At 64.1% G+C, this 21,728-nt stretch carries 22 protein-coding genes; 11 read left to right on the forward strand and 11 right to left on the reverse strand.

Annotation, left to right across the window (positions count from 1 at the left end):
* The first annotated feature begins 87 nt into the window (after positions 1-87).
* On the forward strand, positions 88-1,047 hold the full coding sequence (locus F7R11_RS17165; RefSeq protein WP_064806763.1) for a helix-turn-helix domain-containing protein: 960 nt from the start codon (positions 88-90) through the stop codon (positions 1,045-1,047).
* A 26-nt stretch (positions 1,048-1,073) separates the two neighbouring features.
* Here the strand turns inward: F7R11_RS17165 and F7R11_RS17170 are convergent, their stop codons facing one another.
* Positions 1,074-2,363 (reverse strand): MFS transporter, encoded by a 1,290-nt coding sequence (locus F7R11_RS17170; RefSeq protein WP_064806756.1) that lies wholly within the window; start codon positions 2,361-2,363, stop codon positions 1,074-1,076.
* Positions 2,364-2,626: 263 nt separating this feature from the next.
* On the opposite strand from F7R11_RS17170, the gene F7R11_RS17175 reads away from it, so the two are divergent.
* From F7R11_RS17175 to F7R11_RS17190, 4 genes are all read left to right on the forward strand, one after another.
* The gene (locus tag F7R11_RS17175) at positions 2,627-3,187 is read left to right on the forward strand and encodes a GbsR/MarR family transcriptional regulator (protein ID WP_031328699.1); all 561 of its coding nucleotides are present in this window, start codon (positions 2,627-2,629) and stop codon (positions 3,185-3,187) included.
* Positions 3,188-3,201: 14 nt separating this feature from the next.
* Complete coding sequence (locus F7R11_RS17180; RefSeq protein ID WP_064806754.1) at positions 3,202-4,575, forward strand: cytochrome ubiquinol oxidase subunit I; 1,374 nt, start codon at positions 3,202-3,204, stop codon at positions 4,573-4,575.
* Positions 4,572-5,603 (forward strand): cytochrome d ubiquinol oxidase subunit II, encoded by a 1,032-nt coding sequence (locus tag F7R11_RS17185; protein WP_064806752.1) that lies wholly within the window; start codon positions 4,572-4,574, stop codon positions 5,601-5,603. Before F7R11_RS17180 ends, F7R11_RS17185 begins: the two co-directional genes overlap by 4 nt.
* 71 nt (positions 5,604-5,674) lie before the next feature.
* Positions 5,675-5,980, forward strand: a complete 306-nt coding sequence (locus tag F7R11_RS17190) for an NIPSNAP family protein (protein WP_021192709.1) — start codon at positions 5,675-5,677, stop codon at positions 5,978-5,980.
* A 15-nt stretch (positions 5,981-5,995) separates the two neighbouring features.
* Here the strand turns inward: F7R11_RS17190 and F7R11_RS27320 are convergent, their stop codons facing one another.
* The 4 genes from F7R11_RS27320 to F7R11_RS17210 all read right to left on the reverse strand — a co-directional run bounded on the left by F7R11_RS27320 (position 5,996) and on the right by F7R11_RS17210 (position 9,756).
* Positions 5,996-7,426 carry a dipeptidase gene (locus F7R11_RS27320; RefSeq protein ID WP_082932901.1) on the reverse strand — a complete coding sequence of 477 codons (1,431 nt, stop codon included), beginning with the start codon at positions 7,424-7,426 and terminating at the stop codon, positions 5,996-5,998.
* 76 nt (positions 7,427-7,502) lie between these two features.
* Positions 7,503-7,859 (reverse strand): hydroxyisourate hydrolase, encoded by a 357-nt coding sequence (locus F7R11_RS17200; protein ID WP_104577583.1) that lies wholly within the window; start codon positions 7,857-7,859, stop codon positions 7,503-7,505.
* A 5-nt stretch (positions 7,860-7,864) separates the two neighbouring features.
* The gene (locus F7R11_RS17205; protein WP_064806750.1) at positions 7,865-8,368 is read right to left on the reverse strand and encodes a nucleoside deaminase; all 504 of its coding nucleotides are present in this window, start codon (positions 8,366-8,368) and stop codon (positions 7,865-7,867) included.
* Positions 8,369-8,406: 38 nt separating this feature from the next.
* Positions 8,407-9,756 (reverse strand): nucleobase:cation symporter-2 family protein, encoded by a 1,350-nt coding sequence (locus tag F7R11_RS17210; RefSeq protein WP_064806749.1) that lies wholly within the window; start codon positions 9,754-9,756, stop codon positions 8,407-8,409.
* A 147-nt stretch (positions 9,757-9,903) separates the two neighbouring features.
* Here F7R11_RS17210 and F7R11_RS17215 point away from each other — a divergent pair, with 147 nt between their 5' ends.
* Positions 9,904-10,818, forward strand: a complete 915-nt coding sequence (locus F7R11_RS17215; protein ID WP_064806747.1) for a LysR family transcriptional regulator — start codon at positions 9,904-9,906, stop codon at positions 10,816-10,818.
* A gap of 78 nt (positions 10,819-10,896) precedes the next feature.
* On the forward strand, positions 10,897-11,328 hold the full coding sequence (locus F7R11_RS17220) for a PGDYG domain-containing protein (protein ID WP_064806744.1): 432 nt from the start codon (positions 10,897-10,899) through the stop codon (positions 11,326-11,328).
* A 25-nt stretch (positions 11,329-11,353) separates the two neighbouring features.
* On the opposite strand, the gene F7R11_RS17225 is transcribed toward F7R11_RS17220, so the two are convergent.
* Entirely contained in the window at positions 11,354-12,274 is a 921-nt protein-coding gene (locus F7R11_RS17225; RefSeq protein ID WP_064806742.1) for a hypothetical protein, read from the reverse strand.
* A gap of 174 nt (positions 12,275-12,448) precedes the next feature.
* Here F7R11_RS17225 and F7R11_RS17230 point away from each other — a divergent pair, with 174 nt between their 5' ends.
* On the forward strand, positions 12,449-13,345 hold the full coding sequence (locus F7R11_RS17230) for an oxygenase MpaB family protein (RefSeq protein WP_021192717.1): 897 nt from the start codon (positions 12,449-12,451) through the stop codon (positions 13,343-13,345).
* Positions 13,346-13,348: 3 nt separating this feature from the next.
* On the opposite strand, the gene F7R11_RS17235 is transcribed toward F7R11_RS17230, so the two are convergent.
* Positions 13,349-14,923 carry an MDR family MFS transporter gene (locus F7R11_RS17235; RefSeq protein WP_064806740.1) on the reverse strand — a complete coding sequence of 525 codons (1,575 nt, stop codon included), beginning with the start codon at positions 14,921-14,923 and terminating at the stop codon, positions 13,349-13,351.
* An 88-nt stretch (positions 14,924-15,011) separates the two neighbouring features.
* The gene (locus F7R11_RS17240; protein ID WP_064806737.1) at positions 15,012-15,962 is read right to left on the reverse strand and encodes a LysR family transcriptional regulator; all 951 of its coding nucleotides are present in this window, start codon (positions 15,960-15,962) and stop codon (positions 15,012-15,014) included.
* A gap of 127 nt (positions 15,963-16,089) precedes the next feature.
* Between F7R11_RS17240 and F7R11_RS17245 the strand changes: the two genes are divergently transcribed.
* Positions 16,090-16,716, forward strand: a complete 627-nt coding sequence (locus F7R11_RS17245) for an FMN-dependent NADH-azoreductase (protein ID WP_021192720.1) — start codon at positions 16,090-16,092, stop codon at positions 16,714-16,716.
* A gap of 121 nt (positions 16,717-16,837) precedes the next feature.
* Here the strand turns inward: F7R11_RS17245 and F7R11_RS27055 are convergent, their stop codons facing one another.
* Positions 16,838-16,984, reverse strand: coding sequence for a hypothetical protein (locus tag F7R11_RS27055; protein ID WP_021192721.1), 147 nt, complete (start codon positions 16,982-16,984; stop codon positions 16,838-16,840).
* A 456-nt stretch (positions 16,985-17,440) separates the two neighbouring features.
* Here F7R11_RS27055 and F7R11_RS27430 point away from each other — a divergent pair, with 456 nt between their 5' ends.
* Positions 17,441-17,569 carry a hypothetical protein gene (locus F7R11_RS27430; RefSeq protein WP_021192722.1) on the forward strand — a complete coding sequence of 43 codons (129 nt, stop codon included), beginning with the start codon at positions 17,441-17,443 and terminating at the stop codon, positions 17,567-17,569.
* 27 nt (positions 17,570-17,596) lie between these two features.
* Here F7R11_RS27430 and F7R11_RS17250 read toward each other — a convergent pair whose 3' ends face one another.
* Positions 17,597-18,673, reverse strand: a complete 1,077-nt coding sequence (locus tag F7R11_RS17250) for a serine hydrolase family protein (RefSeq protein WP_064806735.1) — start codon at positions 18,671-18,673, stop codon at positions 17,597-17,599.
* A 903-nt stretch (positions 18,674-19,576) separates the two neighbouring features.
* On the opposite strand from F7R11_RS17250, the gene F7R11_RS17260 reads away from it, so the two are divergent.
* Positions 19,577-19,918 (forward strand): DUF1488 family protein, encoded by a 342-nt coding sequence (locus F7R11_RS17260; protein ID WP_031328709.1) that lies wholly within the window; start codon positions 19,577-19,579, stop codon positions 19,916-19,918.
* Positions 19,919-19,997: 79 nt separating this feature from the next.
* On the opposite strand, the gene F7R11_RS17265 is transcribed toward F7R11_RS17260, so the two are convergent.
* Positions 19,998-21,686 carry an AMP-binding protein gene (locus F7R11_RS17265; RefSeq protein ID WP_064806733.1) on the reverse strand — a complete coding sequence of 563 codons (1,689 nt, stop codon included), beginning with the start codon at positions 21,684-21,686 and terminating at the stop codon, positions 19,998-20,000.
* Positions 21,687-21,728 lie beyond the last annotated feature (42 nt).

Here is a 21,728-nt window from a genome sequence, read left to right on the forward strand (position 1 = left end):
CTCACGGCTGACGCTCGCTCGCCGTGTGAACCCTCTATCGTTTACAGCCATTTCGATGCGTGCAAGCAGACGCATCAGAAGCCTCTAATGGCATGGCGAGAGCGGGTCGGCCACATCATCGACGTTCTGCCATCACGCGCTGATCTGGAGAAGCCGTTTCACGCCGCCATCGATCGCTACAAGGTCGGTGATGCGACGTTCACCGATTGCCGGTCCGATGCGATGCTGCTGGACCGTTCGCTTGCGCGCATTTCGACTGATTCCATCCGCGATTACGCTTTCCATGTGTTCCTGGAAGGCGGTGTCAACGATGTTGCTGTGCGCTCGTCCTCATCGCGCGACAACACGCTGGCTGCCGGCAGCATCCTCGCCCTGCACATGGGTCAGCCCGTGCGCATGCAGCGCAGCGCCTGCCGGGTCGCCACCATCTTTGTGCCGGGCGCACTCGTGGGAGAAACGTTTCCCGACCCTGAGGCGATCCACGGTCGCTTGATCGAGAACACGACGCCGCTCACGCAACTGATCGTCGAGCACGTGACGGCGCTGAGCCGTGACATTCCAGACATGAGTGCACACGCCGCGGGCAGCGCCATTCATGCGAGCACGCAACTCCTCGTCTCTGCATTCGGCAAGCAAGCCCAACTGAGCGGCAATGCCCGCGCTGCGGCACGGGCCGCCATGTTCGGTCGGGTGCGGCGGTACATCCAGATGCATCTGCGCCAGGAAGACCTCTCGCCGGAAACCGTGTTGCAAGCACTGCAGCTGCCTCGCCAGACGCTGTATCGTCTGTTTCAGCACGAGGGCGGTCTGGGCGCGTACATCCGCCACCTGCGGTTGCGGGAGGCGGCAGATGAGTTGGTCCAGCGCCCCGACCTGACCGTGACGGACATCGCGTTCGGGTTGGGTTTCAAGAGCTCGTCCGATTTCACGCGCGCGTTCCGCCGTGCCTATGACATGGCGCCGCAAGACTTCCGGGCACTGACGGGCAAGACGTTCTACGCGCGGCCCAGGGTGTCGCACAGCGCGCAGGTTGCAATCAGCGCGTAAGACGTCGCGGTTTCAGGCCATCGGTTTCAGGCTACTGCGCGGCGCTCCTTGAACGCGAGCACCGCCAAGAAACTCACCAGGCATGCGGGCGCCACATACCAGGCTGCGGATACTGGATCGCCCGTCCATTTGATCAGCCCGGTGATGATGAATTGCGCGGTGCCACCAAACAGCGTGACACCCAGCGCATGCGAAATCGCAAAGCCGCTGGCGCGCACGCGTGCCGGAAACGCTTCGAGAACAAGCAATGCGCCGATGCTGGTGCCCAGCGCCAACAACACGCTAATGACGGCCGTCCCGAACAACACGGTCAGCGGCCCTTTAGCGTGCGCCATCATCGCGAAAACCGGATACGCAAGCAGCGCCGTCGCCCCCGACGTAATAAGTACCAACGGCTTGCGGCGCGGCAACCGGTCCGCCAGCAGGCCCGACAGCGGCGACACCACGACCAGCAGCAACGTCGACAGCGTGGACGACAAGAACCCGATGATGGCCGGCATGTGCAACACGCGCGTCACGTAACTCGGCATGAAGGTGATGACGGCGTAGACCGGCACTGTGCTCCAGATCTTCGTCAACGTGGCCAGCACGAGCGTTCCACCGTGCTCCCGGCACAGCTCGACGATCGGGAGGGAGGTGCTGCGACCGGAAGCACCACGAGCCGGGCTATCGACCAGCTGACGCCGCAGGTAGAGACCCGCCGGCACAATCAGCAATCCAATCAGGAAGGGAATGCGCCAACCCCACTGCGTCAGGCTCGCCGGCGACATCGTGCTCGTGAGCAGTGTGCCCAGCAACGCACCGAACAACGCAGCCGCAGCCTGACTGGCGTATTGCCAGCTGACCAGAATCCCGCGTTGTGATGGCGGCCCGGCTTCCATTGCGAAGGTCACGGCCGCCCCCACCTCGCCCCCGGCGGCAAAGCCTTGCAGCAAGCGACCGACGAGGATGATGCATGGTGCCGCCACGCCAATCGCCGCAAAGGGTGGACATACGGCGATTGCGGCCGTCCCTGCGGCCGTCAGCCAGATGGTGATCGTCATGGCCGCGCGGCGGCCGACCCGGTCTGCATAGGCGCCGATCACCATGGCACCAAGTGGCCGCATGAAGAAGCCAACACCGAAGGTGCCGACCGCAAGCAACAGCGACGTCATCGGATCGGTGGCCGGAAAAAACTGGTCACCGATCATCACCGCGAAGTAGCTGAACACCGTGAAGTCGAACAACTCGAGACACGTGACAAGCGATGTCGCAATGACGACCTTGAGCAGTTCGCGACGGGAGTTCGCGTTCGCGGCGCGCAGATCGCGTGTCATAGGTGGGAGCATGTCGGCATTGTTGTTTTCGATTCACCTCGAGCGCAACCCATCTCCCCTCCGATTGACGTCACAGGAATGGCATGCTCGTTAATGCCCTCCATACCCTCTTTCTCAAGAAACTCTGAGACGCTGGACCGTCAACGGTGAGACGGATGCCATTGACTTTGAGACCGGACAGCCGCGACAGCGCGCCGCATTGTGCAAACGCACAAGACGACTAAACTTTCAGAAATTCCTGAAAATTGAGAAAGATCAAAACCATGCAACTTTCTCCCTTGAAACAGCGCTTCGTCTTGCATTTCGGCGAGATGGGCAGCCGCTGGGGCATCAACCGCACGGTTGGGCAGATCTATGCGCTGCTCTATGCGGCACGCGAACCGATCAACGCCGACGAGATTGCCGAGGCGCTGGGCTTCTCGCGCTCGAACGTGAGCATCGGGCTGAAGGAGCTGGAGTCGTGGAAGCTGGTGCGGCTCTCGCACAAGCCTGGCGACCGGCGCGAATACTTCTCGGCCCCCGACGACATCTGGACCATCTTCCGCACGCTGGCTGAAGAGCGCCGCAAGCGCGAGATCGACCCCACGCTTTCGCTGCTGCGCGACGTGATGCTCGAATCCCCCACAGACCCGGATGACCGCCACGCCCAGGCGCGCATGAAGGAGATGTACCAGCTCATCACGCTCATGACCAACTGGTTTGACGACGTGCAGAAGCTCGATGCCGACTCCTTGCAGCAGCTCATGAAGATGGGCGCCAAGGTGCACAAGCTGCTGGAAATGAAGAACAAGCTTGCCGTCGTGGTTGGCGGCAAATCGAAGTAGCCCCGAGAAGCACCATGTCACTTGATCCTGTTGCCCTGGCGCGCATCCAGTTCGGCGCCAACATCACGTTCCACATCCTCTTTCCCACCATCAGCATCGCGCTTGCTTGGGTGCTGCTGTTCTTCAAGCTGCGCTACCGCAAGACCGGCGACGAGGCCTGGATGGCCGCGTACCGCCTGTGGGTGAAGGTCTTTGCGCTGACCTTTGCGCTGGGCGTGGTGTCCGGTGTGACGATGAGCTTTCAGTTCGGCACCAACTGGCCGGGCTACATGAACACGGTGGGCAATATTGCGGGGCCGCTGCTGGCGTATGAGGTGCTGACCGCGTTCTTTCTGGAGGCCAGCTTCCTCGGCATCATGCTGTTCGGCACGGGCCGCGTGAGCCAGCGCATCCATACGTTTGCGACGTTCCTGGTGGCGCTGGGCACGACCATCTCGGTGTTCTGGATCATCGCGCTCAACTCGTGGATGCAGACGCCCACTGGCTACGTGATGATCGACGGCCGCGCGCATCCGCAAAGCTGGCTGGCGATCATCTTCAACCCGTCGTTCCCGTACCGGTTCACGCACATGCTGCTGGCCTCTGGGCTGACGGTGTCGTTCCTGCTGGCAGGGCTTTCCGCCTATCGCTGGCTGCGCAATGACCGCGGTGCCGACGTGCGTGCCAGCCTCAAGACGGGCGTGGTGCTGGCAGCGATGTTGATCCCCTTGCAGATCGTCGCAGGCGATGCACACGGCCTGAACACGCTGGAGCACCAACCGGCCAAGCTGGCCGCCATGGAAGGCATCTGGCAGACCGAGCGCGGCGTGCCCGCCGTGCTGTTCGGCATCCCGGATGCTGCCACGCGCAGCAACCGCTTCGAGATCGCCGTGCCCAAGCTGGCATCGCTGTATCTGACGCACTCGCTCAATGGTGAGGTCAAGGGGTTGGATCAGTTCGACCAGCACCCACCCGTGGTACCGGTGTTCTTTGCCTTCCGCCTGATGGTGGGCGTGGGGCTGCTGATGCTGGCGGTGTCATGGGTCAGTGCATGGCGCCTGCGCCGTAACGGAGAACTGCCGCGCTGGCTCGTGCGCACCCTCGTCGCGATGACGTTCTCCGGCTGGGTAGCCGTGGTCGCCGGCTGGTACGTCACAGAGATTGGCCGGCAGCCGTGGCTCGTCTACGGCGTACTGACCACCGCGCAGGCGGCCTCCACCGTGCCCGCCCAGATGATCGGCACGACGCTGGCGATGTACCTCGCGCTGTACGCCTTCCTCATCGCTTCGTATATCGGCGTGGTGTTCTACCTGGCCCGCAAAGCCGGCGGTGCCATCGACCCGACTGACGCCGACATTCCGGGCAAGCACAGCCCCCAACTCTCCGCCCCCGTTGCGAGCCACGCATGAGCACCCTCCCTGACCTCTCCCAACCCGCCGGCTGGCTGCCGGTGGTCTTCATGGCCCTGATGGGCATTGCCGTGCTGGCCTACGTGGTGCTGGACGGCTACGACCTGGGCGTCGGCATCCTGCTGCGCCGTGCCGATGATGCCGAGAAGGACACGATGATCGCCTCCATCGGCCCGTTCTGGGATGCCAACGAAACCTGGCTCGTACTCGGCGTCGGCCTGCTGCTGGTGGCGTTTCCTGCGGCACATGGCGAGATCCTGGGCGCGCTGTACTTGCCCGTCGCCGTCATGCTGTTCGGGCTGATGCTGCGTGGCGTGGCGTTCGACTTTCGCGTCAAGGCACGCGCGCACCACAAGCCGTGGTGGAACCGCGCGTTCTATGCAGGCTCCGTCATCGCCACGGCGGCGCAAGGGCTGATGCTGGGGCTGTACATCACGGGTTTCCACTACGACACCGCCAACATCATCTTTGCGATCTGCACGGCGGGCGGGCTGATTGCCGGTTACCTGCTGCTGGGTGCCACGTGGCTGATCATGAAGACCGAAGGCGCGCTGCAGTTGCGCGCGGTGCAGTGGGCGCGCGGCAGCCTGTGGTTCACCGCGCTGGGCGTGGCGGCAGTGTCGCTCGCCACACCGTGGGTCAGCACGCGCGTGTTCGACAAATGGTTTGCCTTGCCCAACATCATCCTGCTGGCGCCGGTGCCGCTGGTGACGATCGTGCTGTTCGGCCTGATCGATTGGGTGCTGCGCCGTCTACCGCAGCAAATTGCCAAAGGGGATGAACACCTGATCTGGGCACCCTTCGTGGGCACCGGCGCCATTTTCTTGCTGGCGTTCAACGGCCTGGCCTACAGCCTGTTCCCGTACCTGGTGGTGGACCGGCTCGACATCTGGCAGGCTGCCAGCGCACCGGAATCGCTCGAGTTCATGCTGGTGGGCGTGGCCATCGTGCTGCCGACCATCGTGGGCTACACCATCTACTCGTACAAGGTGTTCCACGGTAAGGCGACGGAGCTGCGGTACTACTGAATGACGGACATTGACGACGCGGCGGGCAGGCATTTAGGCTCACAGCCTTTCTCCTCTCGCCCGCACACCCCATGATCACCTGCTACCTCCGCTACATCATCAACCCCGCCCGGCTTGTTGAGTTCGAGACCTACGGCAAGATGTGGATTCCGCTGGTCGAGAAATTTGGCGGCCAGCACCACGGCTATTTCCTGCCCTCTGAAGGTGCGAACAACGTCGCGCTGGCATTGTTCTCGTTCCCGAGCCTCGCGGCATACGAGGTCTATCGAGAGCAGTCGAAAACCGACCCCGCCTGCATCGCCGCCTTCCAATATGCCGACGAAACCGGCTGCATTGTCAGCTACGAACGCAGCTTCTTCCGCCCTGTTCTTTCTTGATTCGTTGCGCGCGTATCAACCCACCGTCGCCTCAAACACGCGCCGATAGTTGCCGCCCAGAATCTGCCCCACCTCTGCCTGCGTGAAGCCCGCTTGCAGCAACGCCGTGGCCAACGCAGGCAACTGCTTGTAGCTGTTGAACACCGGCGGTTTGATAAAGCCCAGCATGTCGGTACCCAGCCCCACATGCGCCACGCCCACCACATCGGCCATGCGCTTGATGCCCAGTGCCATGGCATCGATGCTGGGGAAATCCGCCGCATTGGGCCATACGCCAATCACACCACCCGTGTCCGCCACGGCGCGCGCATGGTCGGCCGAGATCAATCGACTGCGCGCCCTGGGCGATCCGGAGAGCGCCGTATGTGACAGCACTAGCGGTTTGGTGGTGGTCGCCGCCGCGCGTTTGACGAGGTCATACGTGCCGTGCGCCACGTCCACCACGATACCCAGCGTATTGCAGCGTCGTACGACTTCCGCGCCAAAGTCAGTCAGACCGCCATGCACAGGCGGCTCGGTCTGGATGTCACCCAGCTCGTTCACGCGGTAGTGCGTGAGCTGTAGATGCCGCAGACGATGCTGTGTGTAGGCCTCGTCCACACGCTCGATGCGGCCCTCCAGAAAGTCCGCCCCCTCTGACGCGATGATGACGCTCGGGCCCTGTGTGCCCATGGCTGCCAGCGATGCGGCATCTGTCACCACACGCAGTTGCTCTTTGTCGATCAAGCGCTGGGCACGCGCAAACTCGGTCAGGCCGAGCTGATACAACTCGCCGGGCTCCGGCGTACGGAAGGCCTCGAAGCGGTTGCCGCTGGCCGCCACGTGCACGGCAGTGGTATCGGTGACGATGGCCAGGCAGATGACGTTCATGCCGCCGGTGCGCATCGGCTCAGCCACCGGTAGAAACGGCCGATTGGCGCCGATCTTGGGATCGCGCGAGACGATCACGCGGCCGGCGTGGCTGTGGATGTCGATGGTGAGTGCACCTGGCAATGGCGTCCAAGTCGTGTCCGCACCGGCATCGCCTTCGGTGTAGTTGGCGAAGCGGCCGGGTGCGCAAGCCGCCAGCCCCAACGCGGCGCCAGCGGCCAGGAACACGCGACGGCTCACGCGTGCTGATTGGGCCGAAGGTTGAGCGACAGTCGGTGCGGCGGCCACCAGTTGATAGCGCCAACCGGCCGGGTCGTTTTGCAAGCGCAGCAGACGGCCGCGCAGGCGAACGGCGTCATCATCCATGCGCACCGGCTGCGCGGCAAACACCTCGATGCTCGTCGCCGGACTGCGTGGCACGCAGCCACCACAGCAAGGCGCGTCTGCCGAGAGCAGAAAGTAGCTTGCCGACTGCGCTGCCGCATCGAGCGACAGTGCCCAACCTTCAATCTCAACGATGGTGTCGTGCAAGGCATCCGCCCCGCGTGTTTCGATGAGGGTCCAGTCGATCGGCATATGCGCTCCGCGTGGTTGGGCTGCGGTATTGTGCGTGCGATCCGACCCGGTTGCCACCGCGCCTGCCTACACCGTGTTACGCGCCACCCCGAAAGCACGAGTACCCCCACGGCGTCATCTTGAACGGCAGGTGGTAGTGCTGCGCCACATCGTCGAGCCCGAACCGGTAAGGCACCGTCTCCAGAAAAGGCGTGGCGGGCAAGGCGATGCCGGCCTGCCGGTAGTAGTCCCCCACCTCGAAGGTCGCCTCATACACGCCAGCCACGCACTGCGCCGCCAGTGCATCCAGCTCGCGCAGCGTGCCCGTCGGGCCGATGCGCCCGGCTGCCAGCAGCACGCGTTCGTTGCCGGCAAGCCGTTCGATGCGTACCGCCAGCCCCTGCGCCACCACGCCGCGCGACACGTCCACCACATGAATCGAGATACCGGGCATGCCGGTCACTTCCAGAAGCCGGTGTGCGAGCGGGCGGCCTCGTCTTCGATCAGCGGGCCGTGCACTTCAATCTGCCGCTGCCCACGCACGAACACCTCGCGGCACGGCAGCGAGAACGTCGGGTTCTCGGGGTGGTCTCCGGTCAGCACTAGCAGATGGTGCTCCGACAGTGCGTAGACCACGCGGCCAATGTTGCACCAGTAGATGGCGCCCGAGCACATGCAGCAGGGCTCGGCGCTGGTGTACAGCGTGCAGTGCGCCAGTTGTTCGGGCGACAGCACCTTGGCGGCGGCAGCCGCAGCGGCCAGCTCGGCATGCTGCGTCGGGTCACCTTCAGGCGGCATGGAGTTGTTGCCCGCCGTGGCGATCACGTTGCCGTGCTCGTCAGCCACCAGCGCGCCGAACGGGTGGCGGCCGCGCTGGCGCGCATCGTCGGCAAGCTGAATCGCCAGGCGCAGCAGCGCCATGTCGCGGTCGGTCAGTCGGGGTTGGGCGTCTCGTGCGTTCATGGTGAAGTCCCTGGTGTCAGTGTTGTATGGAATGGGAATCAGTGCAGTTCAGCGCCGGCGGCCGGGCTGGCCACATCGGCGGTGTGCGGTGCGGACTCGCGATTGAGCAGCAGGTTGAGCACGATGGCCGTCAGCGCGCCCAGGAAGATGCCGCTGTCGAGCACCAGCTTGAGCGGCCCGTGCACATGCTCGAACAGCGCCGGGAACGACATGGGCAGCACCCCCACGCTCACCGATACGGCCACCACAATGGCGTTGCGCGTGCCTTCAAAGCGCACCCGCGACAGCTCCTGGATGCCCGCCACCGTGGTCATGCCAAACATGACGATGGCGCAACCGCCGAGCACCGGCCGCGGCACGCAGGCAATCAACGCACCCAGCTTGGGGAACAGCCCCATCAACACCATGATGGCGCCGGCGGATGCCACCACAAAGCGGCTCTTCACGTTGGACAGCGCGATCAGGCCCGTATTCTGCGTAAAGGCGTTGTACGGAAAGCTGTTGAAGATGCCGCCCAGCATGGTCGACAGGCCGTCCGCGCGAAAGGCGTTGCCCAGCGTCTGCTGCGTCGACGGCCGGCCGATGATGGTGCCGATGGCCAGCACGTTGCCGGTGGTCTCCGCCATGATGACGAGCATCGCCAGCGTCATCACCAGCACGGGCGTAAGCGCAAAACCCGGCAGGCCGAATGCAAACGGCGGGCTGATCTCGAACCAGTTCGCCCGGCCCACCTCGGCAAAATGCGTCAGCCCGAAGCACGCAGCCAGCGCCGTCCCCGCCACCAGCCCGATCAGCACCGACAGGTTGCCCACAAAGCCGGTAAAACGCGCGTAGACGCACAGCGTGATCACCACCGTGGCCAGCCCGAGCAGCAGATTGGGCAAGCTGCCGAACGCGCTGTCCGCCGGGTTGCCGCCGCCCAACCAGATGGCCGCAGCCGGCATGAGCGACACGCCGATGATGGTGATCAGGCTGCCGATCACCACCGGCGGGAAAAACCGCAGCAGCCGGCTGAACACTGGCGCAATCGCAATGGTCAGCGCGCCGCTGGCGATCACCGCGCCAAACACGTGGTCCAGCCCGTATTGCTTGCCGATCATGATCATCGGCGCGATGGCGATGAACGAGCAGCCCTGTATCAGCGGCAGGCGCGCGCCGAACTTCCACACGCCCAGGGTCTGGATCAGGGTGGCGATACCGGAGGTCAGCAGGTTGGCGTTGATCAGGGTCACCATTTGCTGCGGGGTCAGGCCGAGCGCGCTGCCCAGGATCAGGGGCACGGCCACCGCGCCCGCATACATCACCAGCACGTGCTGCAGCCCGTAACTGAGCAGTTGCCGCAGCGGCAGGATTTCATCCACCGGATGCACCGGCTGTGGGGTCTTCATGTCGTTGTCTCCATCCTCTTGTGTCGGTTTGTCCGGCGAGGCGTTCTTTACGACGCTGCAACCGGCAGCGCATAATCCACCGCACGAATCGATACAAGAAGTTAGAAATCATCGATTTTTTAGATGCCTAGATCACCAGGAGACGCCGTGCGCTATTCGCTGGACCAGCTGGAGACCTTTTCCACCATTGCGCATGCCGGGTCGTTTTCGGCCGCAGCACGGCGGCTGGGCAAGACGCAATCGACCGTCAGCACGGCCATTGCCAATCTGGAGATCGACCTGGGGGTGGCGCTGTTCGACCGAAGCAGCCGCTCGCCCACGCTCACAGAGGCCGGTCAGCGCCTGCTGCTGGAAGCCGAGCTGGTGCTGGAGCGCTGCGCCTCGCTTGAAGCTCACGCGCAAGCCCTGGGCGACACGATCGAGCGCAAGCTCACGCTGGCGATCGAGATTCCGGCCAGCGCACTGACCGAGCCGCTGCGTGCATTTGCCGCCACCTTCCCGCATGTCGACCTGGACATCCGTCATCCCTTCCATGGCGATATCACGACACTGGTGCGCGACGGCAGCGTGGATTTCGGTATCGGCTTCTCGCAGCCGCACTACACGCGGGACCTCGCGTTCAGGCAGTTGGGCAAGCTGATCCTCGTGCACGTCGTCAGCCGGGATCACCCGCTAGCGCGCGAGACCACCGTGGACTTCGGCACGCTGCGCCAGCACCGGCGGCTCGCCTTCAGCGCGCACAGCAACACGCTGCCGAGCACCGAGTATCTGGCATCGACACAGGAGTGGAAGGCCGAGAACTACCTCGTTCTGCTGGAGATGATGCGCGCGGGCCTTGGCTGGACCACGCTGCCACGCCAGCTTGTGCGAGATGGCATTGCGCGCGGCGAGTTTGTCGAACTGCAGCTCACCGCCTATCCGCATACCGACTGGCTGGTCGGCGTGGACCTGATCTGGGCGCAGTCACGCGTGATGGGCCGCGCCGGCACGTGGCTGATGGACTGCCTGGCACGCCACAAGGTGTTCGAGCTGGATCGCAGCGGGCACCCCACAACGCTGTAGTGCCGCCGCAATACCGGCGCGTTTCGCGCTACCCTTACGGCCTTCGCTGTTCCGCCGCACATTCGCTGTCACCGCTTCATGCCCACTCTGCAACACGTCGACCTGCGCACCGACCCCGCCGCACGCACCTTCGTCAAGGACGAGACCGTCCAGGTCGATTTCGCCACGCAGCCCGGCGAGCTGATGAGTCTGGAAGGCCCCAACCGCTATGCGCCCGGCGATGCGCTCATCACCGGTTCAACGGGCGACCGCTGGGTGGTCTCGCGCGAGCGTTTCGATGCGAAGTACCTGCCGGCTGATGCATCACTCGCGCACGGACAACCCGGCGCGTATCGCAACCACCCGAGCGTGGTGCTGGCCAAGCAGATGCACGAACCCTTCTCGATGGCGCGCTCCGAAGCGGGCGACGTGCTGCACGGCCAAGCCGGAGACTGGGTCCTGCAATACGCCCCCGGCGACTACGGTGTCGTGCAGGCGCAGCGCTTCGCCAAGGTGTATCGGCCGGCCTGAAGCGCCGCGTGCACCACCAGCACCACTACTGCGCCGTCTGCTGGCGCTCGACTTCGTGGTGCTTCATCTCCAGATAATCCTGTCGATCCAGCTCATGTAGCTGACGCGGGTATTGCTCCGTGGCGCTGAACCATGTGTTGAGCCGCTGCTGCAGACGCTTTTCTGGCGGCGCAGACAACGCCTTCAGATACGCGTCGATGGCGAGGTAATAGCGCATCGTGTTGCGCTCAAGCAGACCACGCACACCGCCCACGTATTCGGGCTCCGCACCCGAGGATTCCGCTGCCTTGGTAAAGCCAACCTTGCCGCTGCCCACCGTGGCAAGGTACGTGCGCATGGCCAGTCGGCCGGCGGCGCCATAACCGTAGGCGTAAGTCAGATGCAGAAAGGTGTGATTGGCGACGCCCGGGGCGGGAATGGCCTCCAGCATGATGTGGTAGTCCCGGGTGCTGAGCGGGCCGGAATCCGCGCTGAGTTCAACACGAAAGTAATCCGCATTGCTCACAACCGGGCGATAGCTGAACTCAAGGCGGTAGCTACTGGAAAGTGATTCCTCCACCTTGCGGCCCAGGTTCACGTCGAGCACGCTGCCGCCGGTGCCCTGCGTGGCGTGGCAGTACTTGATGTTCAGATGCAGGATCAGCACGTCGCACCAATTGGCGGCGCCGTGCTCCGGGTCGTCCAACGCGCCCTTGACGGTGGCGAACGGGTAGTCGAGCACGCTGTAGATGTCGCTCTTGAGCCTGTCTGGCGCCTCGGTGGAGTCGAGCGCCAGCGGGCGGTGGAATGCGTTGTCGGCCAACTGCGGCGCAAGGCTCTGGTACTTGTCGTGCAAGGCCTGGGCGCTTTCTGCGTGCGCTGCCGGACTCACGCCCAGGCACAAGCCACCGAGCATCAGGATGATGGCGGCCAACCAGCAGGCGTTTCGGTAAGGGGTGCGTTGCATGGCGTGTTCTCGAGGTGGTTTGTGCATTTTAGGAGGCGCTATCGCAGCGTGTGCGCAACAAACGCGCCACACCCACCGGGCATATCATGCGGCGTTCCGTCATCACAGCGGGTGTGATCGGCTCGGTAAAATGAAGGCATCCACGTCTCCCGCCGTTCGGCCCCATCCGGCACCATGCCCTCCCCGCTTGCAACACTGCGCGAACGCATCGCCAACCAGGTCCGTGGCCTGACGCGCGCCACCGGCGGCCTCACGCTCGATATTGCCTCGCCCCCCGGCGACCCGGGCCTGTTCGGCCCCGATGCCGTCTGCTGGCAAGTCCATGCCGACTTCCCCGCGATGATGGCAGGCGGCATCAGCGCGCTGCTGCTACAGGCGCTGCATCCGCGCGCACTCGCCGGCGTGTGGGACCACTCCAACTTCCGTGAAGACCTGCAGGGGCGCCTGGGCCGCACCGCGCAATTCGTGGCCGGCACCACCTACGGCAGCCGACACGATGCGCTGACACTGATCGAACACGTCAAGGTCATCCACGGCCGCATCCAGGGCATTGCACCCGACGGGCGCCCCTATTCCGCCAACGATCCGGACCTGCTCACCTGGGTGCACGTGGCGGAAATGTCGAGCTTCCTGGCGGGCTATCTGCGCTATGTGGATGGCAGCCTGAGCGGTGCCAACCAAGACCGCTACTTTGCAGAAACCGCGTTGATTGCCGAGCTGCTGGGTGCCACCGACGTGCCGAAATCGCGCGCGGCGGTGCAGGCTTACCTGAACGCGATGCGCGCCGAACTGGTGGCGAGCGATCGCACCCGCACCGTAGTGGAAGTCTTGATGACATGGCAGGCACCGCGGCCAGGGCTGCAACCGGCGGTGCGCGTTTTTCTCGACGCCGGCATCCAGTTGTTGCCACCGTGGGCCGCGCAGATGCTGCAACTGGAGCGCCCACCGTTGCGCGCCGCCTTCAGCGCGGCCGCCATGCGCACCGTGGCGCCGACGCTGCGCTGGGCACTGCACGACGGCAGCGTCGCGCGCCGGGCCCGCCGCAGAGCCCTCGCGCCGCGCGTTTCGTAGCGATCAATCCACCACGGCGTGCGCGACCGACACCTTGCCGCGCAACGCCTTTTCCTCAAGCCGCACGAGCAACAGCGGTGCAATGACCGACACAGCCGCAGCAAAGAAGAACAGATGGCGGAACGCTGTCTCGCCCTCGCGTTGCAAGGCTTGCGCGTTGGCACTGTTGCTGGCGAGCGCCGCGTGGAACAGGTCCATCAGCAGATCACCACCTGCTGCCACCTGCGCCTCGGGTGCAGCCTGACGCAGCAGCGCGATCAGCACCGACGTCAGCACTGCCACGCCCACCGCGCCGCCCAGCAGGCGCGAGAACGCGGTGAGTGCGGTGGCCAGCCCCACGGTCTCGGGCGGGACAGCGTTCTGCGTTGCGACCAGCCCGGTCGGGAACTGCACGCCAATCGCCAGGCCCAGCACGATCATCGCCAAGGTCAGTGGCAACACGCTGTGCGGATCCAGCAAACCCAGCGACGCCACGGCAAACGGCACCACGCAGGCACCCGCGATCATCAACGGCTTGTAGCGGCCGCTGTGCGTCATCCACTTGCCGGCAAGGAAGGCCCCGAGCGGAATCGACAGCGTGAGCGGCACCAGACGCAGTGCCGCAGCATCGGGGCTGGCACCCGCCACCATCTGAAAGCGCAACGGCATCAGCACCGACGTGGCGATCAGTTGGAAAAAGCAGAGGAACAGCGCCAGGCAGCAGATCGTGACCGTGCGCACACGGAACATCGACAGCGGAATGATCGGCTCGGCCGCGCGGCTTTCCTGCCAGACGAAGGCGCCCAGCACCACCACCGCACCCACCAGCAGGCCCAGGTTGTCAGGCTGCATGAGCGGCACGCCCTGACCCACGCGCGTGATCATCACCAGCAACGCGGTCAGCCCCACGGCAAACAGCACGACACCCAGCACGTCGATCGGGCGACGCTGATGCGCCACCGGCAGGTGCCGCAGCGCACGGCGCACCACCACCAGTGCAACCAGCCCCAGCGGCAGGTTGATCCAGAAGATCCAGCGCCACGACAGGTAGTGCGTCAGGTAACCGCCGATCACCGGGCCTGCCAGACTGGCCATGGCCCACATACCGCTCACGTAGCCCTGGTAGCGGCCGCGCTCGCGCAACGGCACCACGTCGGCAATGGTGGCCTGCGCCACCGAGATCAGCCCGCCGCCGCCCAGCCCCTGCAGCACGCGCGCCACCAGCAGCATCGGCATGCTGGTCGCCAGCGCGCACGCCACCGAGGCCAGCACGAACAGCGCAATGGCCGTGGTCAGCATGGCACGGCGGCCGTACAGGTCACTCAGTTTTCCGTAGATGGGCGTGACAACGGTAGAGGCCACGAGGTAGGCCGACACCAGCCACGCCATCAATGAAAAACCGTTGAACTCCCCTGCAATGACCGGCAACGCCACCGCGACAATCGTTTGCTCCAGCGCGCCCAGCAGGATGGCAAGCATCAGGCCGCCCATCACCACCATCACCGGAATCTCGGGCACCGGCGGCGCGTCGAGCGAAGCGGCCGACGACGTCGGCACGGTATCGGAAGTGGGCGGTTCGAGGTTCGGGCGGGAGGACATGGAAACGCGTGTGAACACGCTGGACGGCGTCACACAAAGGCAGGAGGGAAGCCCCCGATGATACTGCCGATCCGAATTCGTTGCAGCGTCAACGATTGAGGTTGACGTCGTCGCCTTCGTAGCAGCGGGTAAGCACTTTCTCGGTCAACGGGGGCATTTCTGCGGCCAGCAACTCGATAAATGCACGCACCGCCGGCACCAGCCCGCGACGCGACGGAAACACCGCATGAAACTGGTGCGTTTGCAGCTTGTAGTCTGCCAGCAATTGCACGAGCCGGCCTTCTTGCAGCGCTTCAGCACACACGTTGTACGGCAGCCGCCCCACCCCCACGCCGCCGATGGCACTCAGGCCGAGCAGGCGCAGGTCGTCCGTGGCAAGCACGGGTTGGCATTCAATCTCGACAGCCGTACCGTCCGGCGCGGTCAGGCGCCAGCGTGATCGTTCACCGCTGAGGGTCCCCAACCACAGTCCGGCCACGCCGTGCAGTGATTCCGCGGTGTCGAACGGCCCGTGCTCGGCCACAAATTCGGGGCTGGCAACCAGCACTTGGTCGCTCACGCCAAAGGTCCGCACGATCAGGTTGGAATCGTCCAGCGTCGAGCGCACGCGCAATGCCACGTCGTACCCCTCGCCAATCACGTCTACCCGGCGGTTGGTCACGTCCAGCTCCAGACGCACGTCCGGATGGGCGCGCAGGAATCTCGGGATCACCGGTGCCAGGAACAGGCTCGACACGCCCACGGGGCAACTCACACGCAATCGGCCGGAGGGCTTCTCTCCAGCATGCTCGGCCACTTCAAGCGCGGCGCGGGCGGCCTGGGTCATGGTCTCGCAATGCGCATAGAACGCCGAGCCGACATCAGTAACGTGCACGGCACGTGTTGAACGCTGCAGCAGCCGTACGCCCAACCGCGCCTCCAGATCCGCCACGCGGCGGCTCACGCGCGACTTGGGGATGCCCAACGCCCGCGCGGCGCTGGAAAAGCTGCCGTGCGTCACCACGCTGGCAAACAGGACGAGGTCGTTCAGGTCTTCCATGGCCGTTCTCCGAGATCCACGTGCATTGTCTCACTCATAGAACGATGTGTGTCGATTCGACCCACTACTGGAACTTGGTGCGCCGCACTATCTTTGCAGCAACCCACCTTTTTCCTGGAGAGACACCATGCAAGTCCTTCACATCGATTCCAGCATCCTCGGCGACGCCTCGGCCTCGCGCATCCTTACCGCCGCCATCGTCGACGAACTGCGCCGTGAAAACCCCGACGCCATCGTCGCCCGCCGTGACCTGGCCGTAGAAGCCATCCCCCACCTGGACGGCGCCATTGCCGCAGGCTTCCGTGCCACCGGCAGCGACGATTTTGACGACGCCACCCGCGCTGAACACGCCCGCTCAGAAGCGCTGGTCAACGAACTGCTCGCCAGCGACGTGATCGTGGTGGGCGCCCCGATGTACAACTTCTCGGTACCGAGCCAACTCAAGGCCTGGGTTGACCGCGTGGCGCAAGCCGGCCGTACGTTCAAGTACACGGAAAAGGGCCCGGCTGGCCTGGCCGGCGGCAAGAAGGTGATCGTTGCGTCGACGCGCGGCGGTGTGTATTCGACGGGCCCGGCCGCTGGCTTGGACTTCCAGGAAGCCTATCTGAAGGCAGTGTTCGGCTTCTTCGGCATTACCGACGTGCAATTCGTGCGTGCTGAAGGCCTGGCCATGGGCCCGGATGCCCGTACGCAAGCCATGGAAGCCGCACACACCGCGATGCGCGATGTGGTGAACCAGGCCGTGGCGGCCTAAGCACAACCCAGCGCGACGCCACAGAGCGCGTCGCCCAGGATTCGTGCAACGCCAAACGGGCGCCTGCAGCAATGCGGCGCCCGTTTTGCATGGGCAAGCAGAATGCGGAAAGACCGGCGGCTTACTCGTCGCGGTGTTCGCGCGCCTGATGGATGGCTTCCAGGGCACGGCGCGTACGCAGCTTGCGCAAGATCACCGGCACGACAATCGCGGTGGCGATCAGGCACGGCACGGCCCAAGCAATGGTGGATTCCAGAAAAGTCGTCATGATGCGTTCCCCCGACACATATTGCCGACGCGCACGGTCAGGTTGGCGCGCATCGCGTAGTCCCCGCAGGGCGTCATGGCGCCCTGACATGTCTCTATGAACAGCTATCGGCGCCAGGCTTTCAGACTTGAATGCCCAACGTTTGCCGTTTGGTGTATTTCCTGCCTATCGCGCCAATCTGTCAATAGATCAACGATAAGTTTGTAGAACATTGTGGCGAAGCCCTGACAGCCCTCGCGCCGGCGTGGCGCGGCGTCTTGCCAGCGCAGGTCGCTCCACGGTCTGCTCGCAAAGGTAACGGCAAGTTACGACCGCCGATGCACGCGTGCAGCAAGGACAGCCCAAGCCGTCGATTGCCCGCCTGGGCATCACAGTTTTTCTTACAAACGGTAAAGCGCGGTTGCGAGGCATTTCCATAGAGTGAGGCAAGCCCAACAACACATCCGGAGCCTCATCATGAAACGCACGATTGCCCTGCTGATCCTTGCCGCTGCTGCCGCATCCTCGCTGAGTGCCTGCGTGGTCGTGCCGGCCGGCGGGTACTACGGCCCGCACTACTATCACCCGTACTACCGCGGCTATTGATCCGGCGCTGACGACGCCGGAGGCGGATCAGTCGCCGGCGTCGGCGCTGCCGGCTTGCTCGTTCTCAGCGGGGGATTGCTGTGCCCGCCCCTCGGCAAACGCCCTGCGGATCAGCGCGCCGCATGCCGCGCTGCGCACGTAAGCCCGTGGGGCGAGCGTCTCGCGCACGATCATGCCGTAGTAGCGCTTGTCGGCGGTGATCCACGGATAGAAGCCGAACGCGCCGGGCGAGCTGAATGCACGATCGCCGCCGGGCTGGTCTTCAATCCAGTAGTTGAGCGCGTAGTGCCACGGCAGCGCAGCGGGCGTGCTCACTGCGGTCGGGCAACTGCCAGGCTCGGTGCACACGGCGTGCTGGCCGAGCATCTTGCCGAGCAGGTAATCGCCCCGGATCAGCCGGCGCAGAAACTGCCCGTACGCCGCAGGCGTGGCGATCATGCCGCCGGACGGTTCCGGTGCCAGGTACTTGATGCCGAGCGGCTTGTCGGCATCCCGCATGCCAGGCGTGTGACCAAGTTCGCGATCCAGCTCGTCACTGAGCGTGGCGGCATCTGCGCTGCCCAAGCCGAGGTCCACCAGCAGCTTCTGGTCATGGCCACCGTTGTAGCTGAACCGGCCAACGTGACCCGGCGTAAACGCATCATTGCGCCCGCGGCGGAAGCAGCTCTGCACCGTGTCGTTACGATTGCAGAGCAGCGGGTTCAGCGCGTCGTAGCCCGAGCGCATGGTGAGTGCGTCGATCTCGGCCGGCGTGAGCTTGCCGCGCGTGCGCTCAACCACGTAGGCGCCAAACACCCATTTGGAGGCGGAGGCGAGCCGCACCGTCTTGTTGGCGCCAATGCGCTGGCCCTGCTGGCCGTGCATGAGCACGCCGCTGGCATCGCCGATTTCCCAGTAGTAGTCGCCCAGGCGCTGGCAATAACCAGCGTGCGCCAGTGTCGATTCAACGGCGGCACGGCGCATTGCGAGGCGCGGCTCCCCTGCATGTACCGCCCCGATCATTCCACTGCACCCGACCGCCCCCACGGCTGCCAGCACGGTGGCCCAACGGCGGCCAAGCCCTGCCAGCGCCCGAGGCTTCCGGGCGCGTTTTGCTTCCGTCATGTGTGGTTTCCTGCTTTTTATGGTGTTTTGTAGCCGCCAGCACTCTACCGCGTGTTGGTGGCGTTTCCCACCTCGTGACGTTGACATCGCACTGCAACATCCGAGCGTCGGGAAAAGGGCACGACTCTAGTGGCTCCACCTTGCAGGATGATTGTCTGGTTTGCCTGAATCAGGTTTGAAGCGTAAGCGTTTGCGTGCTGATTTAATCGTATTTTGGACTATGGAAAACCCTTTCATATTCGCTCCCCCAATATGTCCTAGATCGCACAGACGTGAGCCAAATGGAGTAGAGAAATCATGCCAAGGCGCACTAGCGCTCCGCGTAGAGTGTCCTAGAATGCATCCCAAGAACAGCAGAATTAAATAAAACTAAACACGAAGGAAATACAAGGCTGTCGGGAGCAAGCCATGGGAACGATGAGACGGGGAAGCGCGGGACTATCAACCCGCTTGGGGTGGGAACGTCATGCTGCCGATTCGCAAGTGATCGTGCAGGTCATTCCAACGCGCCGACGCTTGTTTCAAACGTCGCGCCTTCCGCCGACACGCATTCCCGTTGTTTTGCTCTGGCTGCTTGTGATTTCCATCGCAATCGGTATCGGCCGTGTGCTGCTGCAGCGATTGTGGTGACCATAACAATATTGAACAGAATGTGTGTACGGGGAAGGTCGCAGCGCGAGAGCGAATTTGTAGTTAAGCACCGAATTGACAGACCGCATAACGGCACCGAGGGATAGTCTGCCCCGCTTCATGGGGTTCATTGCATCCAGATGGTATTGATATCTGGAGCAGCGTCTTTCCTCCTTTCGGACATCACGCTCCCGCATGTGATCAATGCGCCGCGAAAGCGGCATGTGGGGCACGCCGCCCAAACAGCGTGCCTGATCATTGGGGGGGAGCATCATGAACATCTCGTTCACCGGCAAGACTTTCAGGTCTGTGGGAGACCTGTTCTTCCAAGCCATCGTCGACGGCAAGGTCGTGAGTTGTTTTGTCACGTCCGAGGCGCTGTCGTTGTGCGACTGCGCGCATCAAAAAGCCACCGCCGAAGACGTCTATCGCAGCTACCGCGACTGGATCGAGCAGGCCGCATCGGACTTGATCCGTGCGGGCGCGCTTGCCCCGGTGATCGTGCGCGGCCGTGATCTGGCGGCCTCGCGTGCATCCCTGCCGCACGGTGGCGTACCGGCATACGACCTGGATCGCGCACGTCAACTGCGTTTGGTCCCGCGTTCGTCGCGCTAAGCACCCATCTCACGCAGCCTCACGCATGCGGCCTTGGGGGGCCGCATGTTTGTCTGCACTGCGTGTGCGTGCGTCGGTATCAATCCGCTGGAAAATCGTCTTCCCAGTATTCCTGGGGGTTGCGGCCTGTTTCAGGGCGAGCGGCTTCGCGCAGGCGTAATTCGACGCGCCGGATTTTGCCTGAGATGGTCTTGGGCAACTCGGCAAACTCGATGCGCCGCACACGCTTGTAAGAAGCCAGCCGGCTTTGGCAGAAGCGCAGGATGTCACGCGCCAGTTCGCGCCCAGGCTCGTGCCCGGCACGCAGCACCAGGAAGGCTTTCGGCACGGCCAGGCGCACGGGGTCGGGGCTGGGCACAACCGCGGCCTCGGCGATGGCGGGGTGCTCGATCAGCACGCTTTCCAGCTCGAACGGGCTCACGCGGTAGTCCGATGCCTTAAATACGTCGTCGGCGCGGCCAACGTAGGTGAGGTAGCCGCTTGCGTCGCGCGCGGCAATGTCTGAGGTGTGATACACGCCGCCGCGCATGGCTTCGGCCGTTTTTTCGGCGTTGCCGGCGTAGCCTTCCATCAATGCCAGCGGGCGTGATTTCAATTCGATGCAGATCTCTCCTTCGCTGGCTTCGTTGCCATCGGGGTCGCGCAAGGTGATCTGATAGCCCGGCAGCGGCCGGCCCATCGAGCCCGGCTTGACCGGCTGCCCTGGGCTGTTGCCGACCTGGCACGTGGTTTCGGTCTGGCCGTAGCCATCACGAATGGTGATGCCCCAGGCCGCGCGTACGCGTTCGATCACCTCGGGGTTGAGCGGCTCGCCTGCGCCAACGAGTTCACGCAATGCCGGCTTCCAGGCCGCGAGGTCTTCCTGGATCAGCATGCGCCACACGGTGGGCGGCGCGCACAGCGTGGTCACCTTGGCGCGGCACAGCACATCGAGTGCAGCCTTGGAATCAAAGCGCGCGTAGTTGTAGACGAACACGGTGGCGCCAGCATTCCACGGCGCGAAGAAGCAGCTCCACGCATGCTTGGCCCAACCCGGTGAACTGATATTCCAGTGCACATCGCCCGGACGCAGGCCGATCCAATACAGCGTGGAAAGATGCCCCACCGGATAGCTGGCGTGCGTGTGCATCACCAGCTTGGGTTTGGACGTGGTGCCGGAGGTGAAATACAGCAGCAGCGGATCGCTCGCCTGCGTTGGCGCGTCGGGCGTGAACTCGGGCGAGGCGCCGTACGCATCTTCAAAGTGGTGCCAGCCCGCTGGCGCCTTGTCTGTGCCAGCAGCGATGCGCGTAAAGGTACCCGACACGACATCAAGCTTGGCGCAATCCGCCCCGCCCACGATCACGTGCCGCACATCGCCCATGGCAATGCGCTCGCGCAGGTCTTCGGCTGTCAGCAGCGTGGTGGCGGGAATGATGACGGCGCCAAGCTTGATGCTGGCGAGCATCACATCCCACAGCGCGGGCACGTTGCCGAGCATGAGCAGGATGCGATCCCCGCGCTGCACGCCCAGCGCGCGCAAGTGGTTGGCCACGCGTGCGGAACGCTCGGCCATCTGCGCAAACGACAGGCGTGTTTCGTTGCCCTGATCGTCGAGCACCCAGAGGGCAATGGCGTCGTTGCCGCGCGCCATGGTGTCGAAATAGTCGAGCGCCCAGTTGAAACGATCCAGCGCGGGCCATGTGAAATCGCGCACGGCGGTGTCGTAGTCCTCACGGTGCGCGAGCAGAAAGTCGCGGCACCGCAGGAATGCATCCAGCGAGGTCATGCCAGTCTCCTGTAGTTGGATTGCGCGCCTCGTGCGGGCACT

Origin of the sequence: Ralstonia insidiosa (genome assembly GCF_008801405.1) — a bacterium.
Lineage (GTDB): Bacteria > Pseudomonadota > Gammaproteobacteria > Burkholderiales > Burkholderiaceae > Ralstonia > Ralstonia insidiosa.